The following is a 19,108-nucleotide window of genomic DNA, read 5'->3' on the forward strand; positions in this document are numbered from 1 at the left end:
CGTCATCGTACGACCGTCACCGTTTGCGTGGCGGATTCGCCCGAAGCCCGGAGGCGGACCACGTAGGTCCCGCTCGCCAAGCCGTCCGGGCGCCACGAGACCTCGTGCCGTCCCGCTCCGCGCTCGCCGTCGACGAGGACCGCCACGCGACGGCCCAGGACGTCGACCACGTCGAGCGTGACCGGACCGGGCGCCGGCACGCTGAACGCGAGCGTCGTCGCCATGCGGACCGGGTTCGGCGCCGCCCGCTCGAGCCCGAACGCGGGCGCCTCGAGCGGCACCCCGCCCGCGACCGACGCCGCGAACGCCTCGGTCCCCACGACGACGCGGAGCCGGCGGACCGGGTCGGCGGCCGAGAGCGTGACCTCGACCGCGCCGCCGTCGGCAGCGAGCGCCGTGCCGCGGTCGAGGTCGAGCACGTAGCGGCCGTAGCCGTCGGGGAGCGGGCGCTCGTCGTCGAGCGCCACGCGGAGCGCGAGCGGGGCGGCCAGCAGGTCGGCCGAGGCCGTGACCTCGGCGTCCCACGCCGCCCCGCCCCCGCCGTCGGGCTGGAGGCTCCGCGCGAGCCGGGCGCCGTCGGCGAGCAGGCTCAGGCGGACGTGCGGGCCGGGCGGCGGCGGCTCGGCCCAGTCGAGCCGGTCGCGGCCGGCGGCGGCGGCGGCCGCGAAGCCGACGACGTTCTGGGTGTCGCGGAGGTCGGCCGCCCCGCCCTCGCTGCGCGCGGCTGTCACGCTCAGGCGGAGCCGGTACCCGCTGCCCGCGTCCGCGACCGGCGCGCGCCGCGCCGCCGCGCCGACCGCGACGGGCGGCACCGTCAGCGTGACCGGCGCGTCGGTCGGGTTCTCGACGAAGTAGCCGCGCCACGGCTCCAGGACGCCCTGGTCGAACACGTACTCCGCCCCGTCCCACGCCACCGGCGGCGAGACGGCCTCGCTCCCCTCAATGTCGTCCCAGGCCACGGCGAACCCGAACGGCGTGCCGATCTGGGTCCACCCCGGCGCGAGCGTGAGGGCGACCGGGTCGGAGGCGTCGGCCGAGAGCGCGTCGACGACGTCGAAGGCGCCGCCGGCGCGGGCGGCCAGCCACACGCCCCGCCCCGGCACGAGCGGGGCGGCGATGTCGGGGAACTCGTCGTAGGCCTCGCGCTCGGCGTCCCACCGGAACAGGCGCCACACGGTCGGGTCGTACGGGCCGAGGTCGTCGGCGAAGACGGCCGCGGCCGTCGGCGTCTCGGGCACGAGCGGGAGCGCGACCATCCGGTACCCGTCGCGCTCGAACGCGACCGGAGCCTCGGCCCGCGGGATCGCCACGCGGACGTGCCGCGGGTCGAGGGCCGGCGTCTCGGCCGGGTCCGTCGCGCGCGCGCCGTCGCCGCTCAGGACCACGTAGTAGTCGACGCCGCGGGCCGTGACGGCGTCGGCCGGGATCGTCCCGGCGTACCCCGCCTCGGCGGGCGCGAGCGGCGTCACGCGGTAGGCCCCACCGCCGGCGGGGCGGTAGAACAGGTCCGCCGAGGACGGCGTGAACGCGGTCGCCGCGACGGCCACCGTCACGGGCGCGCCCACGCGGGCGGGGCCGGCCTCCGACGCGACGGCCGCCCCGCCCGCGGGCCGGACGGTCACCGTCACTGTGGCCTCGGCGGCCCCGCCTTGCCCGTCCGCGACCGTGTACGTGAACGTGTCGGTCCCGACGAACCCGGCGTCCGGCGCGTAGCGGACCGCCCCGCCCTCGACGGCGGCCCGCCCGCTCGCGGGCGCCGAGACCGAGGCGACCGTGAGCGCGTCACCGTCGACGTCGAGGTCGTTGGCGAGGACCGCGATGAGGACCGGCTCGCCGGCCCGCGTCGAGGCCGCGTCGTCCATGGCGACCGGCGCGTCGTTGACCGGCGTGACCGTGACCGACACGCTCGCACTCGACGTCTCGCCGCTCCCGTCCGACGCCGCGTAGGAAAAGGCGTCGGCCCCGTTAAAGTTGAGGTTCGGCGTGTACACCACCGTCGTCCCGTCGGGCGAGATCGTCGCCGTGCCGTTCGACGGCTGGACGACCGACGCCACGCTCAGCGGGTCGCCGTCGGGGTCCGTGTCGTTGTCGAGCACCGCGATCGTGACCGGCGTGTCCTCGGCCGTCGTCGCCGCGTCCGGCTGGGCCACGGGCGGGTCGTTCTCGCCGCCCACGCGGATCGTCACGGTGACGGGCTCCGACGCCACCCCGCCCCCGACGGCCTGGTACGTGAACGCGTCGCGGCCGACGAAGTCGAGGTCGGGCGTGTAGGTGAACGAGCCGTTCGCGCGGAGGTCGAGCGCCCCGTTCGAGGGGCCGCGCGCGAGCACGGCAGAGAGGGTGTTGTCGGGGTCCGTGTCGTTGGCGAGCACGCCGTCGGACGCCGACACGTCGAGCGCCACGTCCTCGTCCGTCACGTAGACGTCGGGCCGCGCGAGGGGCGGGTCGTCGACCGGCGCGACCGTGATCGTCACCGTGGCCGAGGACGACGTGCGGGTGCCGTCAGAGGCCCGGTACCGGAACGTGACGGTCCCCGCGAAGTCGGGGGCGGGGCGGTAGGTGAACGAGCCGTCGGGGCGGAGGTCGAGCGCCCCGCTCGCCGGCTGCGTCACGAGCTGGGCCGTGAGCGGGTCGCCGTCGGGGTCCGTGTCGTTGCCGAGCACGCCCGGCGCGCCGACCCGGAGCACGACGTCCTCGTCCGTCACGTACACGTCCTGCCGGGCCACGGGCCGGTCGTTGACGGGCGTGACCGTCACGGTCACGGTCGCCGTCGCAGTCCCGCCGTTCCCGTCGGAAACCGTGTAGGTAAAGGAGTCCCGGCCGTTCGCGTTGGCGCTCGGCGTGTATCGGACGGCCGCCCCGCCCCCCGTCACCGCGGCCCGGCCGTCCGAGGGCTGCGTGACGGCGAGGACCGAGAGCGGGTCGCCGTCGGGGTCCGTGTCGTTGGCGAGCACGTTGATCGTCACCGCCTCGTCCTCGGCCGTCGTCGCCGCGTCGTCTCGGGCGACGGGCGGGTCGTTCCGGCCGCCGACCGTGATCCGCACGGGGACGGCCGCAGACGTGCGGCCGCCGTCGGACGCGCGGTAGGTGAACTCGTCGGTGCCCTGGAAGTCGGGGGCGGGCGTGTAGGTGAACGAACCGTTGGCGCGGAGGTCGAGCGTCCCGTTTGACGGCTGCGTCACGAGCTGGGCCGTGATCGTCGGGCTGTCGGGGTCGCCGTCGTTGGCGAGCACGCCCGGCGCGTCGACCGAGAGCGGGACGTCCTCGGCCGTCGTGTAGACGTCGGGCTGCGCCGTCGGCGGGTCGTTGACCGGCGCCACGGTGATCGTGACCGTGGCCGGGGCCGAGGTGAGGGCGCCGTCGGACGCCCGATACCGGAACGTGGCGGTCCCCGAGAAGTCGGGCGCCGGCGTGTAGGTGAACGAGCCGTCGCCGTCGAGGTCGAGCGTGCCGCTCGACGGCCCCGTCACGAGCTCGGCCGAGAGGCCGTCGCCGTCCGGGTCGCCGTCGTTGGCGAGCACGCCCGGCGCGTCGACCGAGAGCACGGCGTCCTCGGCCACGGTGTAGCCGTCGTCTCGGGCGACGGGCGCGTCGTTGACGGGCGTGACCGTGATCGCCACGGCGACCGGCTCCGACGCCGCCCCGCCCCCGACCGCGCGGTAGGTGAACCCGTCCGCCCCGCTGAACCCGGGGGCGGGCGTGTAGGTGAACGAGCCGTCGGGGCGGAGGTTGAGCGTCCCGTTCGACGGGCCGCCCACGAGGTCCGCCGCGAGCGGGTCGCCATCCGGGTCCGCGTCGTTGCCGAGCACGCCCGGGGGCGGGGTGGTCAGCACGGCGTCCTCGGCCACGGTGTAGGCGTCGGGCTGCGCCACGGGCGGGTCGTCGACCGGCGCCACGGTGATCGTGACGGCGACCGGGGCCGACGCGAGGGTACCGTCGGACGCGCGGTAGCTGAACCCGTCGGTCCCCGAAAAGTCGGCGGCCGGTGTATAGGTGAACGAGCCGTTGGCGCGGAGGTCGAGCACGCCGTTGTCCGGCCCATCCACGAGATCGGCCGCGAGCGGGTCGCCGTCCGGGTCGGTGTCGTTGCCGAGCACGCCCGGGGGCGGGGTGGTCAGCACGGCGTCCTCGGCCACAGTGTAGGCGTCGGGCTGCGCGGCCGGCGCCTCGTTCACGTTCGTGACGGTGACGGTCACCGTGGCCTCGGCCTCCCCGCCCCGCCCGTCCGTGGCCGTGTACGCGAACGTGTCGGTCCCGACGAACCCCGGGTTCGGCGTGTACCGGACGGCCGCCCCGCCCCCCGTCACCGTGGCCTGACCGCTCGAGGGCTGCGTGACGGCGAGGACCGAGAGCGGGTCGCCGTCGGGGTCCGTGTCGTTGGCGAGCACGCTGATCGTCACCGGCTGGTCCTCGGCCGTCGCCGCCGCGTCGTCCTGCGCCTGCGGCGGGACGTTCGCGGGCGGGTCGACGGCGATCGTGACGGCGACCGGCTCCGACGTGAGGGCGCCGTCGGACGCGCGGTAGGTGAAGCCGTCGGTCCCCGAGAACCCCGGGTCCGGCGTGTAGGTGAACGAGCCGTCGGGCTGGAGCGCGAGCTCCCCGTTGCCCACCCCGTCCACGAACTGGGCCGAGAGCGGGTCGCCGTCGGGGTCCGAGTCGTTGCCGAGCACGCCCGGGGGCGGGGTGGTCAGCGTCTGGCCCGCGGGCGTCGTGTACGTGTTGGGCTGCGCCGTCGGCGGCCTGTTGGCCGGCGTGACGGTGATCGTGACGGCGACGGGGTCCGACGTGAGCTCGCCGTCCGACGCGCGGTAGCTGAACGTGTCGGTCCCCGAGAAGCCGGCGCTCGGCGTGTAGGTGAACGAGCCGTCGACGGTGAACTCGACCGCCCCGCTCGCTGGCTGCGTCACGAGTTCGGCCGCGAGCGGGGTGCCGTCGGGGTCGGTGTCGTTGGCGAGCACGCCCGGCGCGTCGACCGTGAGCGCGGCGCCCTCGGCCGTGGTGTAGCTGTCGGGCTGCGCCGTCGGCGGGTTGTTGGCCGCCGTCACCGTGACCATCACCGTGGCCCCGGCCGTCCCGCCCCGCCCGTCGGAGACGGCGTAGGAAAAGGCGTCGGTCCCGACGAACCCCGCGTCCGGCGTGTACTGCACCCTCTGGTCGCTGGCGACGACCTGACCTTCCGACGCTGCCGACACGCCCTCCAGCGTGAGCGGGTCGCCATCGGGGTCGGTGTCGTTGGCGAGCACGTCGACCGTCACCGTCTGCCCTGCGGACGTCGCCGCCTCGTCGTCCCGAGCGATGGGCGGGTTGTTGGCGGGGCGGACCGTGAGCGTGAACGTCTGCTCTACAATGGTCGTCCCGTCCGAGACCAGGATGGAGATGTTGTAGTCCCCCACGTCGCCGGGTGCCGGCGTCCCCTGGAGCATGACGGCGCCGTCGTTGGGCGCGCCGGGGTCGAACGTGAGCCACGCCGGGAGCGTCCCCGGGTCGAACGAGAGCGGGTCGCCGTCGGGGTCCGTGGCCGTGACCTGGTAGCTGTACGCCTCGCCCACCGCCGCGTCCGTGACCGGCGTCGACGTGAACGACGGGGCCGCGCGGACGGCGATCTCTACGCCGCCCCGCCCGCCCCGCGCCTCGTCGGACGGGGCGGCGGTCGCGGCGGGCGCGAGGGCGGTCAGGAGCAGGGCGGCGAGGGCGAGGAGCCACCCCGCCCGCGCGTCGGGCGTCGGGGGCATCTAGCGAGGCGTCTGGTTGCGGCCGGGCGGGGCGGGCGGCAGGGGGAGCGGGTCCGAGGGCGGGGTGAGCGGGACCTCGGCCGTCGGCACGCGCTCGCCGCCCGGCGCCGGCGTGTGAACGCCGAGGGCCTGGTTCGCGTGCGTCAACCGCTGCCCCACCAGGCGCACGGCGCCGACCGATGGGCCGAGCCGGTCGACGGCGGCCAGGGCCACGTCGACGTCGCCCGACGCCGCTTCGAGCGTGCGCGCGACGGCCGCCCGGTCGGCGGCCTGGCGGAAGGCCGGGTCGAGGCGCGCGGCCTCGTCGTAGAGCGCCGCCGCCTCGGCGTAGCGGCCGGCGTCCTCCTCGGCCAGCCCGCGCCCGTACTGGACGAAGGCGGCCACGCTGCGCGTCGGCGGCTGCGCGAGCCGGTCCCGCTCGGCGTCCGAGAGCGCCACGCCGGCCCGCTCGGCGAACGCGTCGACGAGCGCGGCCTCGACCTGGAACAGGTCGTCGAGCGCGCCCGCCGCTTCCGCCGGCACCGGCGCCGGCGCCGCGTCCCACTCCCAGAGCGCGGCCTCGGCACGGAGCGAGTCGCCCGCCGCGTCGACCGATCCCAGCACGACGTGGTCGCCCTGGAGCACGCGGGCGAGGCGGCGGGCGCGGTCGGCGTCGACGTCGTCGGGGCCGAGGCCGAGCGCGTCGAGCGTGGCCTGGACCCGCCCCGCCCCGACCACGCGGAGCCCGAGCGCGCCGACGTCCTCGGCGAGCAGGGCCGTCAGGCCGCGCGCGAGCGGGCGGAGCGCGGGGTCGCCGCGGAACCGGAGCGGGAACACCACGGCCGCGTCGTCGCCGACGGTCGGGTACCGCTCGGCGTCGAGGAGCGAGTCGACCTCGGCCCGCGTCCGCTGGGCCTCCAGCCGCGCCCGCCGCCCCGCCAGGAGCGGCCCGTACGGCCCCGCCCCGCCCGTGGTGCGGTAGCGGGCTAGGGCCAGGGCGGGGCGGCCCCGGGCCTCGTCCACGAGCCCGCGCGCGTAGGCCGTCGCGGCGTCGCCCGGGGACGCCCGCTCGGCGCGGTCGAGGACGTCGGCGGCCCGGTCGAGGTCGCCCAGGCGGGCGTAGGCGCGGCCTAGCTCGCGGAGCGCCGCGGCGTCGCCCGGCGACGCCGCCGCCCGCGCTTCGAGGGCGGGGAGCCGCGCGCGGACCTCGCCCGGTGTGGCCGGCCGCGACACCCCGGCGCACCCGGCGAGGAGGGCGGCGGCGGTCCAGACGAGGAGGGGCCGGATCACGGGCGGCAGGGGCGGGGGAGCGCCAAAGTAGAGGAGGGGGCCAGCACGAAACCCGTAGGTAAGCCTGAGGATAGATCCCCGGAGCGGCGAGCCACCCCGCCCGCCGAGTCAACGCCGCGCGTGCGCGGCTGGTGCGCGAGGCACGCGGATCCGCCCCGCCCAACCCTGCGGCCGCCGCCCCGACCGGGCGGGGCGGGGCGGTGAGCCGGAGCGCGGGGTGCGCCGCCCGGCTCCTTGTGCCCGCCCCGATCGGTTGGGATCGCCGTCGACTCCTTGGCTTTCAGCTAGTACCAGCCGTGGGTTACACGTACGACAGGATGCCGCTGAGGCCGTTCGCGTAGCTGCCTGCTGCCCTGTTGCGCTCAGCCAAGCTGGGGTAGAAGCGCTCAATGACCCGGTGGTTCAGAGCGCTAATCGCCTCCATGTAGCTGTGGTCCGGGTTATAATCTTCCGCGATGTTGTAGACAACGGAGCCCCGGCGGTAGTCGTCATGGACCGGGTCAAAGTTTGGTTCGGCGCGTTCGGTCACGGCTCGCTCGTACGCCGCGACGATTTTCTCCGTCCCGAGCCGGACGCTCTCGGTGTTGGAGATCATGGACTCCGTCTGCACCTGCATCGGCCCGAGCGACTTGCTGAACCGAGGGAACGCCACCCGCTCTAGCGCCTGGAAGGCAGGCGGCCGCTGGAAGCTCTCGTAGACCATGATCGAGTAGACGACGGACTCCACGAAGGCGTTCGGCACCAGCGGTTCCACAACGCTCTGGTACTGCGAGCGCAGCGTGCGGAAGGCGTGGGCGAGGTAAGCTTCCTTGCGGCGCCGTGACCCCGCCTCGCTCACCTCGATCCTATTGAGGGTAGCGTAGATGAACAACGCTACGATGATCCAGAGCTCGGTAGAGACACTTTGCGCATCGGGAAGGAGGTACTGCCGGACGCGGATAACCTTGTCATACAGGAGCCAGGCTCCTCCTACCGTGACAGCGAGGATAAGCGCCTCCCTCGGCCAGTTGAGGAGCAGCCTCCTGCCCATAGCGAGGTTGTAGCCAACACGGAACGCGGAGTAGTAGACGGCTACAAACCAGATGCCCCCGACGAGCCAGTCTGCGCCCACTCCGTAGAGCGCCGCGGCCACGATCACAATGAACGCTATCGGTCCGAAGGCTCGGAAGGCGAAGTTGAAGGCCGGCGCCTCGTCCCTCGTGACGAAGAGGGACAGGCTGATGTAGCCCATGCCCGCGGTGTGCCTGCCGATCCAGCCCATGAGGAAGAAGAGCGCCACCGCTAGGGCTAAGTGGACGAAAACGGCGGCTACGGCGGACACGGGCAGGAGGCAAGTACGTGTAACTAGAACGTCAGCCGCCCCGCCCATCGACCATAAGGGGGCGGGGTCCCGCATGATACGCGACCGCCCCGCCCGCACAGGCTGCTGTGGGCGGGGTGGGCGAGCGCGGTAGCTTCGGCCCCTCACCACACCGAGAGACGCATGGGCCGGATGTTCGAGAAGCGCAAGCACACCATGTTCGCGCGCTACGACCGCATGGCGAAGCAGTTCGCCCGCATCGGCAAGGACATCGTGATCGCCGTCAAGGCCGGCGGGCCGGACCCCGACCTCAACCCGCAGCTCCGGCGGGCGGTCCAGAACGCGAAGGGCGTCAACATGCCCAAGGAGAAGGTGGACGCGGCCATCAAACGGGCGCTCGGCAAGGACACGGCGAGCTACGACGAGGTCCTCTACGAGGGCTACGGCCCGCACGGCGTGGCGCTCCTCATCGACGCGGCGACGGACAACGTGAACCGGACCGTCGCCAACCTCCGCGCCGTGTTCTCGCGCGGCGGCGGCAACCTGGGCACGAGCGGCTCGGTGGCGTTCCAGTTCACCAAGATGGGAGCGTTCGCGCTCGACCCGGACACGCTCGGCGACCGCGACGAGCTCGAGCTCGACCTCATCGACGAGGGCCTGGAGAGCCTGGAAGAGGGTACGACCGAGGACGGGCGCGCGGTGCTCGTCGCGCGGTGCGCGTTCGCCGACTTCGGCCAGATGCAGAAGGCCCTCGACGCGCGCGGCGTCGAGCCCATCACGGCCGAGGTCGAGTACGTCCCCACGACGACGACCGACCCGGGCGACGACGCGGCCGACGACGTGCTGGAGTTGGTCGGCAAGCTGGAGGCCGACGAGGACGTGCAGCGCGTGTTCCACAACCTCGCGTAGCCGCCCCGCCCCTGAGAGGCTGTTCGGTAGGAGTCTCCCTCCCCCGCTGGGGGGAGGAGACTCGACGCGGGCGACCGACCCGCTCCTGAGCATCGGGCGGGGTGGTCCCGAGCCCGCCGCCCCGCCCGGCGGCTAGCGGCTGGACACGAACGGGCGCACGCGGCGCTGAACGTCCTCGAAGGCCGCGTCCTCGTCGGGGCGGGGTGGCGGCGAGGGCAGGGCCTCGGCCGCCGCTTCGGCCGCCTCGACGCGGTCCTCGCCGAGCGGGTGCGACTGGAACCACCGCTCGAACCGAAGCGGCCGGCGCGCGCGGAGCGCCACGAGCGTCTCGAACATGGCCGCCTGCCCGTCCGGGTCGTAGCCGGCCGCCGCCAGATAGTCCAACCCGAGGCGGTCGGCCTCGGCCTCGTCGGACCGCGAGAACCGGGCGAGCGCGCCCCGCCCCACGAGGCCGGCCGCGACCTGGCGGACGAGGCCGGGGTTGTCGCCCAAGACCAGCCCGGCGACCCAGCTCACGCCCTGGGCCTTCACCATGCGCTCGGTGCTGTGGCGGGCCACGCCGTGGGCGACCTCGTGGGCCACCACGCTCGCCAGCTCGTCCGGACCGCCGGCCGCCGCGATGAGCCCGGCGTGGACGTAGACGTGGCCGCCCGGGAGCGCGAACGCGTTGACGGCCGGGTCGTCGAGGACGGTGAACGTCCAGTCGCGGTCGGCCATCTCGGTCTGGGCCACGAGCGCTTCGCCGAGGCGGTCGACGTAGCCTTGCACGACGGGGTCGGGGAGCGGGCGGACCTGGGCGTCGACCTCGGCGGCGAGGTCGCGGCCGAGCGACCACTCGTCGTCGAGCGACACGAGGTTGAGGTCGCCGCGGTTTACGCTGTCCGAGGCGCACGTGCAGCCGGGGACGAGGAGCACGGCGAGCAGGACGGAGGCGGCAGCGCGGCGCATGGGCGGGGCGGGGGGGGCGGCCGTCTTACGCCGCCCCGCCCGTTGGGTCCGCCCCCGGGTGTCCGGGCGCGCGAGGCGCACGGCGCGGGCGGGGCGGGAAACCCCGGCGGGCGGGCGGGGTGGACCCGCACGAACGACTCTTCCGCCCCGCCCCCGCCCGTTATGGACACCCGCCGCATCGGCTCGCTCACCGTCTCCGCCGTCGGCCTCGGCTGCAACAACTTCGGCTGGCACATCGACGAGGCCGCCTCGCGCGAGGTGGTCGCGGCGGCGCTCGACGCCGGCGTCACGCACTTCGACACGGCCGAGGTCTACGGCGAGGGCCAGAGCGAGGAGATCCTCGGCCGCGCGCTCGGCGCCCGCCGCGACGACGTGACCATCGCCACGAAGTTCGGGCATGGGAAGAACGCGCGGCCCGCGGACGTCCGCCGGGCCATCGAGGGCAGCCTGCGGCGGCTCGGGACCGACCGCGTCGACCTGTACTACCTCCACAAGCCGGACCCCGACACGCCCATCGCCGATACGCTGGGCGCCCTGGACGACCTGGTCCGCGAGGGGAAGGTCCGCGAGGTCGCCTGCTCGAACCTCTCGCCCGAGCAGCTCCGCGAGGCCGACGCCGCCGCGACCGGCGCCCGCTTCGCCGCGCTCCAGAACGAGTACAGCCTGCTCCACCGCGACCCCGAGGGCGACGGCGGGACGCTCGCCGCCTGCCGCGAACTGGGCGTCGCGTTCGTCCCCTACTTCCCGCTCAAGAGCGGGCTCCTGACGGGCAAGTACCGCCGCGGCGACGAGGCGCCCGAGGGCTCCCGCCTGGGCGGGGTGGAGGGGAGCCGGTTCGCGAAGATGGGCGACTCGCTGCTCACGGCCGACAACCTGGAGGCCGTCGAGCGCCTCGTCGCTGTGGCCGAAGACCGCGGCCACACGATCCTCGACCTCGCCTTCGCCTACCTCCTGGCCCACGAGCCCGTCGCGTCGGTCATCGCCGGCGCCACGAAGCCGTCGCAGGTCCGCGCGAACGTCGACGCGGCGGGGTGGGCGCTGTCGCCGGCCGACCTCGACGCCGTCGACGAGGCGCTCCAGGTGGCGTAAGCGCCCTTCGGGTGGGTACGAGGTACCAGGTACGGCTGCTCCTCCCCGCTCCGCCTGGGCTACTCCGCCCCGCCCGGTCTACATGGGCGGGGCGGTCACGACGGCCGCCGTCACCAGGAGCTGCCCCACGTGGCGCTGCGTGTGCTCGGCGGCGTGGACGAGCAGGCCGAGCACCGTCGACGGGATGCGGTCGCGGCCGACGGCGCGGGCGTCGAGCAGCGTCGCCGGGTTGGTCGCGCGGAGCTGGGCGAGCGCGCGGTCCACGGCGTCCTCGAACGCCCCCACCAGCCCGCCGGTCGTGAGGGCGGGGCGGGGCTTGCCCTCGGCGGCGAGCGCGGCGAGTTGAGCCTCGGTCAGCGCCTCGCCGCGGGCGTACGTCAGCAGCCGGTCGAGGACGCCGGCGAGGTGCTGGAGGTGGAACCCGACCGACGCCCGCCCCGCCGGCCGCGCCCACAGCGCCGCCCCGCCCACGTCCGCGGCGTACTCCGGCACCTCCTCGCGCGCCTGCACGAGCGCGTGGGCGACGGGCTGTAACAGGTCGGGGACGCCGGGGAGCGGCCCCCGGAGCCAGGGTTCAAGGTGGGGCACGAGCGGCTCACGTCGCCCCGCCCGCCCGTGATCCCGCCCGCCCCGCTCGGGCGGGGTGGGCTGCCGTGTGCCGCCCCGCCCCGTGGGTCCGCCCCGTGGGTCCGCCCCGTGGGTCCGTGATTCGACCACCCCGCCCGAACGCCACGCCCGGGCAGGGCGGGGTGGTCTCGCCCCCGAAGATGCGGTGCGCCCGTGCGCCGGGCGGGGCGGGCGCCTACCTTGCCGGCCGCTCTTTCTTCCACCGCCTCGGGTTCTGCGACCGGCCTCGGCCGGCGCGGATGAAAAGGGAATCCGGTCCGCCGCGTCCGCGGCTATGCCGGAGCTGTCCCCGCAACTGTAGGCGGCCCGCCGCTGGCGACGACGCCCGCGACCACTCCGGCCCCGCGCTCCGCGGCGGCCGGGGGAAGGTCGGGGCCGAGCCAGCGGGCGCCCACCCCGCCCCGCCCTCCTGGGACGGCGGAACTGGGCCGGGCCGCGAGCCAGGAGACCTGCCCGGGCGAGACCGCCCCACCCGCCTCCGGGATCAGAGGCGCGGCGGCACCCGTGCGGCCCCGTGGCGCGTGCGCGTGCTTCCCCGTGCCTCTCGTTTGAGGCGCGGGGTTTTTCATGCGCCTCCCCGCCCGCCCCTTCCTCCTCGCCGCCGCGTTCGCGGCCCTCGCCGCCGCGCCCCGCGCGCAGACGCCGAGCGACCCGCCCCGCCCCGCCCCGGCGGACTCGGTCGAGCTGGGCGAGGTCACGGTGACGGCCACGCGAGAGGCGCTGCTGACGCGCGAGGCGCCGGTTCGGGTGACGGTCCTGGACCGCGAGGCGCTCGACGCCACGGCGGCCGCCAGCCTGGCCGGCGTGCTCGAAGCCCGCGCGCCCGTCCACGTCCGCCGCTACGGGCCGTCGGGGCTGGCGACCGTCACGGTGCGGGGCGCGTCGTCGCAGCAGGCGCTCGTGCTCCTCGACGGGCAGCGCCTCACGGACCCGCAGCTGGGGCAGGTCGACCTCTCGCTGCTCCCGACGGCGCTCCTGGAGTCGGTCGAGGTCCTGAGCGGGCCGGCGTCCGGGCTCTACGGGAGCGACGCCGTAGGCGGGGTGGTCCACCTCCGGCCGCCCCGCCCGGGCGCCCCCGAGGCCCGGCTGGGGACCGACGTCGGACCGTGGGGCGAGCGCCAAGCGCACGTGCTCGGGGCGGGGCGGATCGGCGGGGTGCGCGCGCTCGTCGCCGCCGAGGCGACGCACGCCGAAGACGACTACGCGTTCCGGGACCGCTCGCGGCTCGACGCCCCGCTCGTGACGCGGCGCGGCTGGGACTCCCGGCAGGCGTCGGTCTACGCGACGGCGGCCGTCGGCGCCGAGCCGGGCGGCGCGGGGCGGGGCGGAGCTGGCCTCAGCCTATGGGCCGCCGACGCCGAGCGCGGCCTGGGCGGCGACGGCGACGTAGGGGCGCGCCAGTGGGACCGCCGCGTCCGCTTGGCCGCCGCCGCCCACCGGCGGACGCCGTGGGCGCGCGTCGAGGCCGCCGCCTCGCTCCAGCGGACGCGGCTCCGCTACGCGGCCCCGTTCCCCGCCCCGCCCGACCGCCCCGACGCCATCGACGACACGGGGCGCACGACGGCGGCCTTTTTCGACCTCCGCGCCACGACCGAGCGGTGGGGGGGCGCGTGGGCGCTCGCGCTCTTCGCCGGGGCGGGGCGGGGCGAGCACCCGAGCCTCCAAGACGACGCCCTCGACCGCTTTGCCGGCGCCGCCCTCAGCGGTCGCATCGCCTGGGGCCGCGCGACGTTCTTCCCCTCCGCCCGCGCCGACGTGTACGCGCCGAGCGGGGCGGACCGGCGGCTCGCGCTCAGCCCGCAGCTGGGCGCGAACGTCGCGCTTGCGCCCTCGCTGACCCTCAAGGCGAATGCCGCGCGCGCCTTCCGCATGCCGACGCTCAACGACCGCTTCTGGCAGCCGGGCGGCAACCCCGACCTCCGCCCCGAGACGGCGTGGAGCGCAGACGGTGGGCTCGTGTGGAGCGGGCGCGGCGTGCAGGCCGAGGCCTCGGCGTTCGCGACCTGGGCGCGCGACCAGATCGTGTGGGCGCCGCGGACGTCCACCTTTTTCGAGCCGGCCAACGTGGCCCGCACCCGGAGCCTGGGCTTCGAGGGCTCCGTCCGCGCCGCCCGCGCGGTCCGCCTCGCCGGCCGCCCCGCCCTCGTCGAGGGCGGGGCGCTGGCCACCTACGTCGACGCCCGCGACCGGGGCACCGACGCCCCGCTCCGCTACGTCCCCCGGTGGACGGCCAAGGCGTGGGGCGGGGCGGGGTGGGGCGCGCTCCGCCTCGACCTGGGCGCCCGCCTCGTCGGCGCCCGCTTTACGACGGCGTCGGGCTCGCAGCCGCTCCCGGCCTACCTCGTCGTCGACGCCCAGGCGTCCGTGCGGCGCGCGGTCGGCGCCGTCGACCTCACGCTCGGCCTGGCGGCCGAGAACCTCACGGGCGCCCAGTACGAGGTCGTCCAGTCCTACCCCATGCCGCCGCGCCACGCGCGCGTGCGGCTCACGATCCGCACCCGCTGATGCCCCGCCTCTCCAGTCTCCGCCCCGCCCTCCTGATCGCGCTCGCGCTCGCCGTCGCCGCGTGCGACGCCAACGACCCCGAGGAGGTGGAGGCCAGCACCGTCCTGTTCGTCGGCAACCAGGGCAACTTTTCCGACAACAACGGCTCGGTCACGCGCTACGACGTCGCCACGGGCGCGGTGACGCCGGACGCGGTCCCCACCGTCGACGGCCTCGTGCAGGGGCTCGTGGGCGGTGGAAACGTGCTCTACGTGCTCCTCAACTACGGCGACTCGTTCACGACCGGGCGCGGCCGGATCGACGTCTACGACGCCGCGAGCCGCACGACCACGGCCCAGTACGACGTGCGGACGCCGCGCGGCCTCGCGGGAGGGCCGAGCCAGACGTCGGGCAGCCTGCTCGACGTCTACGTGACGAACCTCTACGACGGGACGGTCACGCTCCTCGACCTCGCCACCGGCGAGACCGCCCCGCCCGTCGAGGTCGGCGCCAGCCCCGAGGGCGTCGTCAGCGTGAGCGGGCGGACCTACGTGGCCAACTCGGGCTTCGGGTCCGGCACCTCGGTGAGCGTCCTCGACACCGAGACCGGCCGCGTGGTCGACACGCTCGACGACCTGTGCGTCGGCCCGCGGACGCTCCTGGCCGACGCCGACCTCGACGTGTGGGTCGTCTGCACGGGCGCCACCGACTTCGAGACGGGCGAGGCCGCGGGCGGGGCGGTCGTGGTCCTCGACGGGGCGACGAGCGCCGTCCGCACGCGCTTCGACTACGACACGACGATCGGCTCGGCCACGCTCGGCGCCGACGGCGCGGTCCCCAGCAACACGACGGCCCGCGAGGTCTACGTGATCGGGAGCGGGGCGGTGCTCCGCTTCGACGCGACGGACAACACGCTCGACGCGCGCGTCGAGGTGCCGGGCGCGCCGGTCGGCGCCGTCGCCTACGACGCCGACGGGGAGCGGCTCTACCTCGGGCGCCCCGACGCCCAGAGCCCCTACGGCGCCGACGGCGTGGTCACGGTCCACGACCGGGCGGGCGCCGAGGTCGGGCGGTTCGGGGCCGGCATCGCGCCGTCGGCGCTCGCGTTCGGACGGGCGGCCGTGGTCGCCGAGGGCTGATGGAGATCGACCGCTGCCTGTGCTTCGGCGTGCCGTTCGCGCACCTCGCAGACGTCGCCTCGGAGACCGGCGCCGCCACCGTCGCGGGCCTCCAGGAGCACGCGCGGTTCGGTCAGAAGTGCGGGCTTTGCCACCCGTACGTCCGCCGCATGCTGCGCACGGGCCAGACCGTGTTCCACGAGGTCGTGACGGACGAGGACGAGCCGGAGGCCGGCGCCAGCTAGAGCACCCTCCGGGTTGGTACGGGGTACCGGGTACAGGGGTACGGCCCGATCTGACGTCGGCGCGCGCGTACCTCGTACCGAGTACCCGGTACCGACCTGCACGTCGCCCTATACCCACCGCCCCGCCCCACGCTGCGGGCGAGGCGGTCCGAGAGGGGGCACGCCACCCCGCCCCGGCGAGCGAAGCGTTCGCGGGCGGGGCGGGGCGAGGAACCGCGCGGCGGCGGGCGCCCTTCGACGCGGCCACCCCGCCTTCCGAGACCGCCCCGCCCGTGACGCTCCTCTACGTCTTCCCCCACCCCGACGACGAGTCGTTCGGCCCCGCGCCCGCGATCGCCCGGCAGGTCCGCGAGGGCCACGACGTCGCGCTCCTCACGCTGACCAAGGGCGGGGCGACCAAGGTGCGCCACGACCTCGGCCTGTCGGTCGAGGAGATGGGCGCGCGCCGCGAGCAGGAGACGCAGTGCGCGGCCGACGCGCTGGGCGCCGACCTCACGGTCCTCGACTTCCCCGACGGTGGGCTCCAGGACCTCGACCCGCGCGACCTCGAACACGTGATCGAGCGGAAGATCGAGGCGGTCCGCCCCGACGTCGTGGTCACGTACGACTACCACGGCAACAGCGTCCACCCCGACCACGTGGTCACGCACGCGGTCGTCAAGCGGGCCTACGAGGCGGCCTGCGACGAGATGGCGGGGCGGAGCCCGCGGCGGCTCGCCTTCTTTACGCTGGTCCAGGGCGAGGTCGCGGACAACCCGGCCGGCCTCCGGGGCAGCCCGCGCGAGCGCGTCGGCGCCGTCGTGACGTTCGCGGACGAGGACCGGCAGACGGCCGAGGCCGCCCTCGCCTGCTACGAGACCTACGCGGCCGTCGTCGAGGCGCACCAACCGCTCCGCCAGGTCGAGGACGGTGTCGCGTTCGTCCTCTTCCAGGAGGAGCACGACGAGCCGCTCGGCAGCCTCACCGACGACCTCCACGACGAGGGCTGACCACCCCGCCCCGCGCGGGCGGGGCGGGTACCGGCGCACACCGCCCCGCCCAAGCGCGGGCGGGGCGGACGCTCAGAACCGGACCTGCGCCGTCAGCCGCGCCGTGCGCGGGAGGACCGGGTGGAAGTGGACGTCCTCCACCCCGCCCTCGGGTTCGCCGCGCAGCCGCGAGGCGTAGTAGTAGCTGACGTCGACGTCGTCGGAGCCCAGCACGTTGAGCACGTCGAGCGAGACGGCGAGCCGGCTGAAGCGCCACCCCGCCTTCGCGTTCACGAGCGTCGTCGCGCTAGAGGTCACGGACCCGTCGCCGGTCAGCGGGCGCGGGCCGAAGTGGCGGACCTGGAGCGCCCCGACCGGCCCGGCCTCGCGGCCCGCGTAGACGCCGCCGGTCACGATCCGCCCGATCGAGTTCTCGATCCGGTCCTCGCCCTCGGGGACGTCCGTGAACCGCGACTCCGTGAGCGCCACGTCGAGCGTCACGTCGAGCCAGTCTGCCGCGCGGTAGTGGTTCGTGAGCTCGACGCCGTAGTGGAGGCTCGCGTCGCTCGCCTCCGTGCCGCCAGCGTCGCCGACGAAGAGGAGCTCCGAGTCCAGGCCGATGGCCCACAGCGCGACCGTCGACTGGAGGCCGGCGACGGCCGCCGTCCGCACGCCGAGCTCGGCCCCGCGCGTGCGCACGAGCGGGTCGACGCGGTCGACGGGTTCGCGGCTCGACGGGTCGACGGTGATCGTCGTGCCGCGGGCGTCGTTGCTGTGGAAGCCGAGCCCGGCGCTCGCGTAGACCTCGGTGCTCCGCCACGGCCCGAGCGCGAACCCGAGCTTGGGGCTCACGATGGCGTCCGTCTCGACGCCCGAGTTCGCGTCGAGGTCGCTCTCGACGTCGAACCGGAACGCGTCGGCGCGGACCCCGACCGTCGTCCGCAGCCAGTCCGTCCACCGCGTCTCGTTGCGAACGTAGGCGCCGACCGTGCTCTCGGCCACGCGGTCGTCGCGGACGGTCCCCACGCGCACGCGGTCCCGCGTGCGGAACAGGCCGACCCCGAAGATCTGGTCGTGCCGGAGGTCGACGCCGACCGTGTTCACGCCGCCCCGCCCGAGGCCGGGCGCGAGCCAGCGGTGCGAGGCGCCGCCGCCGGCGTAGAGCCGCCGGTCCTCCTGCTCGAACTGGTCGCCCTGGACGGGGTCGTCGAGGAAGTAGGTGAAGTTCGAGAACAGGTTGAGGTGGTAGTACGCCGCGTACGCCTCGACGCGCGTCCGCGCCGCGCTCGGCGCCGTCGTCTGGACCGCGCCGGCCAGCGTGTAGCGGCCCGTCGTGCCGCCGTTGGTGGGGTCGAGCGCGCCGAGCCGCGAGACCACCCCGCCCTCGACGGCGCGCCGCGCGATCTGGTCCGTCGCGTCCCAGCCGGTGTGGTAGGCCAGCGCCGTCACGGCGAGCCCGTTCGCCTCGGTCCCCCGCGAGTACTTCGCCACCCCGCTCACGAGCCCGCTGTTCTCGGGGTTCACCCACGGCCCGTCGTAGTACCGCCCGCGGACGGCGTAGAGGAGGTCGCCGCCGCTGGCCGCCGACGAGCCCGCGACGAGCCCCCCGTAGTCGCCGTCGGCCCCGGCCTCGGCCTGGGCGATGCCGGCGTCGAGCCGCCGGACCAGGCGGATCTCGGCGCGGCCGGCCGTCGAGAAGTCGCCGGCCTCGACGTTCTGCGGCCCCTTCTCGAACGCGACCCGGTCAACGAGCTCGGGGATGAGCGAGTTGAGGTCGAGGTAGCCCTGCCCGTGCGCGTGCGTCGGCAGGTTCATCGGGACGCCCTCGATCGTCGCCGAGAAGTCCGTCCCGTGGTCGAGGTTGAAGCCGCGCAGGAAAAACTGGTTGGCCTTCCCCGACCCGCTGTGCTGCGTCACGACCGTGCCCGGGATCGTCTCGAGCACCTCGCCGACGCGCAGGAGCGGCCGGAGCCGGATCTGCTCCTGTCCGACGACCCCCTCCGACGCCGCCGTCGCGACGCCGACGAGGTTCGTCGCGCGCCCCTCGACCACGACCTCGCCGAGGTCGGCCTCGCCCCGCACGAGCGCCAGGTCGGCGCGCACCGCCCCGCCCGACGGGACCGTGACGGGCTGGGCCAGAACCCGGTATCCGACTGAGCTGGCGCGGAGCGTGTACGTGCCGGCCGAGACGCCGGGGATCTCGAACCGGCCGTCCGCGCGCGAGACGGCGTTGCGCCGGTCGCCCAGGACCACGTTGACGCCGGCGAGCGGCGTGCCCGTCCGCGCCTCGGTCACGGTCCCGACGACGCGGCCGGACGGGGCGGGGCGGGTCTGGGCGGAGGCGCTGCCGGAGACGAGGGCGCAGAGGAACGCGAGCCGCAGGAGGCGGCGGGGGAGCAGAGACATGGGGAGTCGGTAG

Annotated in this window: 12 protein-coding genes and 1 riboswitch; of the genes, 6 read left to right on the forward strand and 6 right to left on the reverse strand. The window is 75.4% G+C overall.

Going from position 1 to position 19,108, the window contains the following annotated elements; translation table 11 throughout:
* Nucleotides 1–2: 2 nt before the first annotated feature.
* From RM540_RS00520 to RM540_RS00530, 3 genes are all read right to left on the reverse strand, one after another.
* Entirely contained in the window at nt 3–5,732 is a 5,730-nt protein-coding gene (locus RM540_RS00520; protein ID WP_311661184.1) for an Ig-like domain-containing protein, read from the reverse strand.
* On the reverse strand, nt 5,733–7,001 hold the full coding sequence (locus tag RM540_RS00525; RefSeq protein ID WP_311661185.1) for a tetratricopeptide repeat protein: 1,269 nt from the start codon (nt 6,999–7,001) through the stop codon (nt 5,733–5,735).
* A 301-nt stretch (nt 7,002–7,302) separates the two neighbouring features.
* Nucleotides 7,303–8,322, reverse strand: coding sequence for a hypothetical protein (locus RM540_RS00530; protein ID WP_311661186.1), 1,020 nt, complete (start codon nt 8,320–8,322; stop codon nt 7,303–7,305).
* A gap of 162 nt (nt 8,323–8,484) precedes the next feature.
* Here RM540_RS00530 and RM540_RS00535 point away from each other — a divergent pair, with 162 nt between their 5' ends.
* Nucleotides 8,485–9,210, forward strand: coding sequence for a YebC/PmpR family DNA-binding transcriptional regulator (locus RM540_RS00535; RefSeq protein WP_311661187.1), 726 nt, complete (start codon nt 8,485–8,487; stop codon nt 9,208–9,210).
* Between the two features lie 132 nt (nt 9,211–9,342).
* Here the strand turns inward: RM540_RS00535 and RM540_RS00540 are convergent, their stop codons facing one another.
* Nucleotides 9,343–10,158 (reverse strand): M48 family metallopeptidase, encoded by an 816-nt coding sequence (locus RM540_RS00540; protein ID WP_311661188.1) that lies wholly within the window; start codon nt 10,156–10,158, stop codon nt 9,343–9,345.
* A 162-nt stretch (nt 10,159–10,320) separates the two neighbouring features.
* Here RM540_RS00540 and RM540_RS00545 point away from each other — a divergent pair, with 162 nt between their 5' ends.
* The gene (locus tag RM540_RS00545) at nt 10,321–11,247 is read left to right on the forward strand and encodes an aldo/keto reductase (protein ID WP_311661190.1); all 927 of its coding nucleotides are present in this window, start codon (nt 10,321–10,323) and stop codon (nt 11,245–11,247) included.
* A 78-nt stretch (nt 11,248–11,325) separates the two neighbouring features.
* On the opposite strand, the gene RM540_RS00550 is transcribed toward RM540_RS00545, so the two are convergent.
* Nucleotides 11,326–11,835, reverse strand: coding sequence for a DinB family protein (locus RM540_RS00550; RefSeq protein WP_311661192.1), 510 nt, complete (start codon nt 11,833–11,835; stop codon nt 11,326–11,328).
* 231 nt (nt 11,836–12,066) lie between these two features.
* Nucleotides 12,067–12,345, forward strand: a riboswitch (cobalamin riboswitch).
* A 96-nt stretch (nt 12,346–12,441) separates the two neighbouring features.
* Here RM540_RS00550 and RM540_RS00555 point away from each other — a divergent pair.
* The 4 genes from RM540_RS00555 to RM540_RS00570 all read left to right on the forward strand — a co-directional run bounded on the left by RM540_RS00555 (nt 12,442) and on the right by RM540_RS00570 (nt 16,710).
* Nucleotides 12,442–14,379: a TonB-dependent receptor plug domain-containing protein gene (locus tag RM540_RS00555; RefSeq protein WP_311661194.1), complete on the forward strand. Its 1,938-nt coding sequence runs from the start codon at nt 12,442–12,444 to the stop codon at nt 14,377–14,379.
* A complete protein-coding gene (locus RM540_RS00560; protein WP_311661196.1) occupies nt 14,379–15,497 on the forward strand; it encodes a YncE family protein in 1,119 nt (372 codons plus the stop codon). The genes RM540_RS00555 and RM540_RS00560 overlap by 1 nt, the downstream gene beginning before the upstream one ends.
* Nucleotides 15,497–15,721, forward strand: a complete 225-nt coding sequence (locus RM540_RS00565; protein WP_311661198.1) for a (2Fe-2S)-binding protein — start codon at nt 15,497–15,499, stop codon at nt 15,719–15,721. Before RM540_RS00560 ends, RM540_RS00565 begins: the two co-directional genes overlap by 1 nt.
* A 272-nt stretch (nt 15,722–15,993) precedes the next feature.
* The gene (locus RM540_RS00570; protein ID WP_311661199.1) at nt 15,994–16,710 is read left to right on the forward strand and encodes a PIG-L deacetylase family protein; all 717 of its coding nucleotides are present in this window, start codon (nt 15,994–15,996) and stop codon (nt 16,708–16,710) included.
* 72 nt (nt 16,711–16,782) lie between these two features.
* On the opposite strand, the gene RM540_RS00575 is transcribed toward RM540_RS00570, so the two are convergent.
* On the reverse strand, nt 16,783–19,095 hold the full coding sequence (locus tag RM540_RS00575) for a TonB-dependent receptor (protein ID WP_311661200.1): 2,313 nt from the start codon (nt 19,093–19,095) through the stop codon (nt 16,783–16,785).
* Nucleotides 19,096–19,108 lie beyond the last annotated feature (13 nt).

The sequence above is a fragment of the Rubrivirga litoralis genome (assembly GCF_031846415.1).
Lineage (GTDB): Bacteria > Bacteroidota > Rhodothermia > Rhodothermales > Rubricoccaceae > Rubrivirga > Rubrivirga litoralis.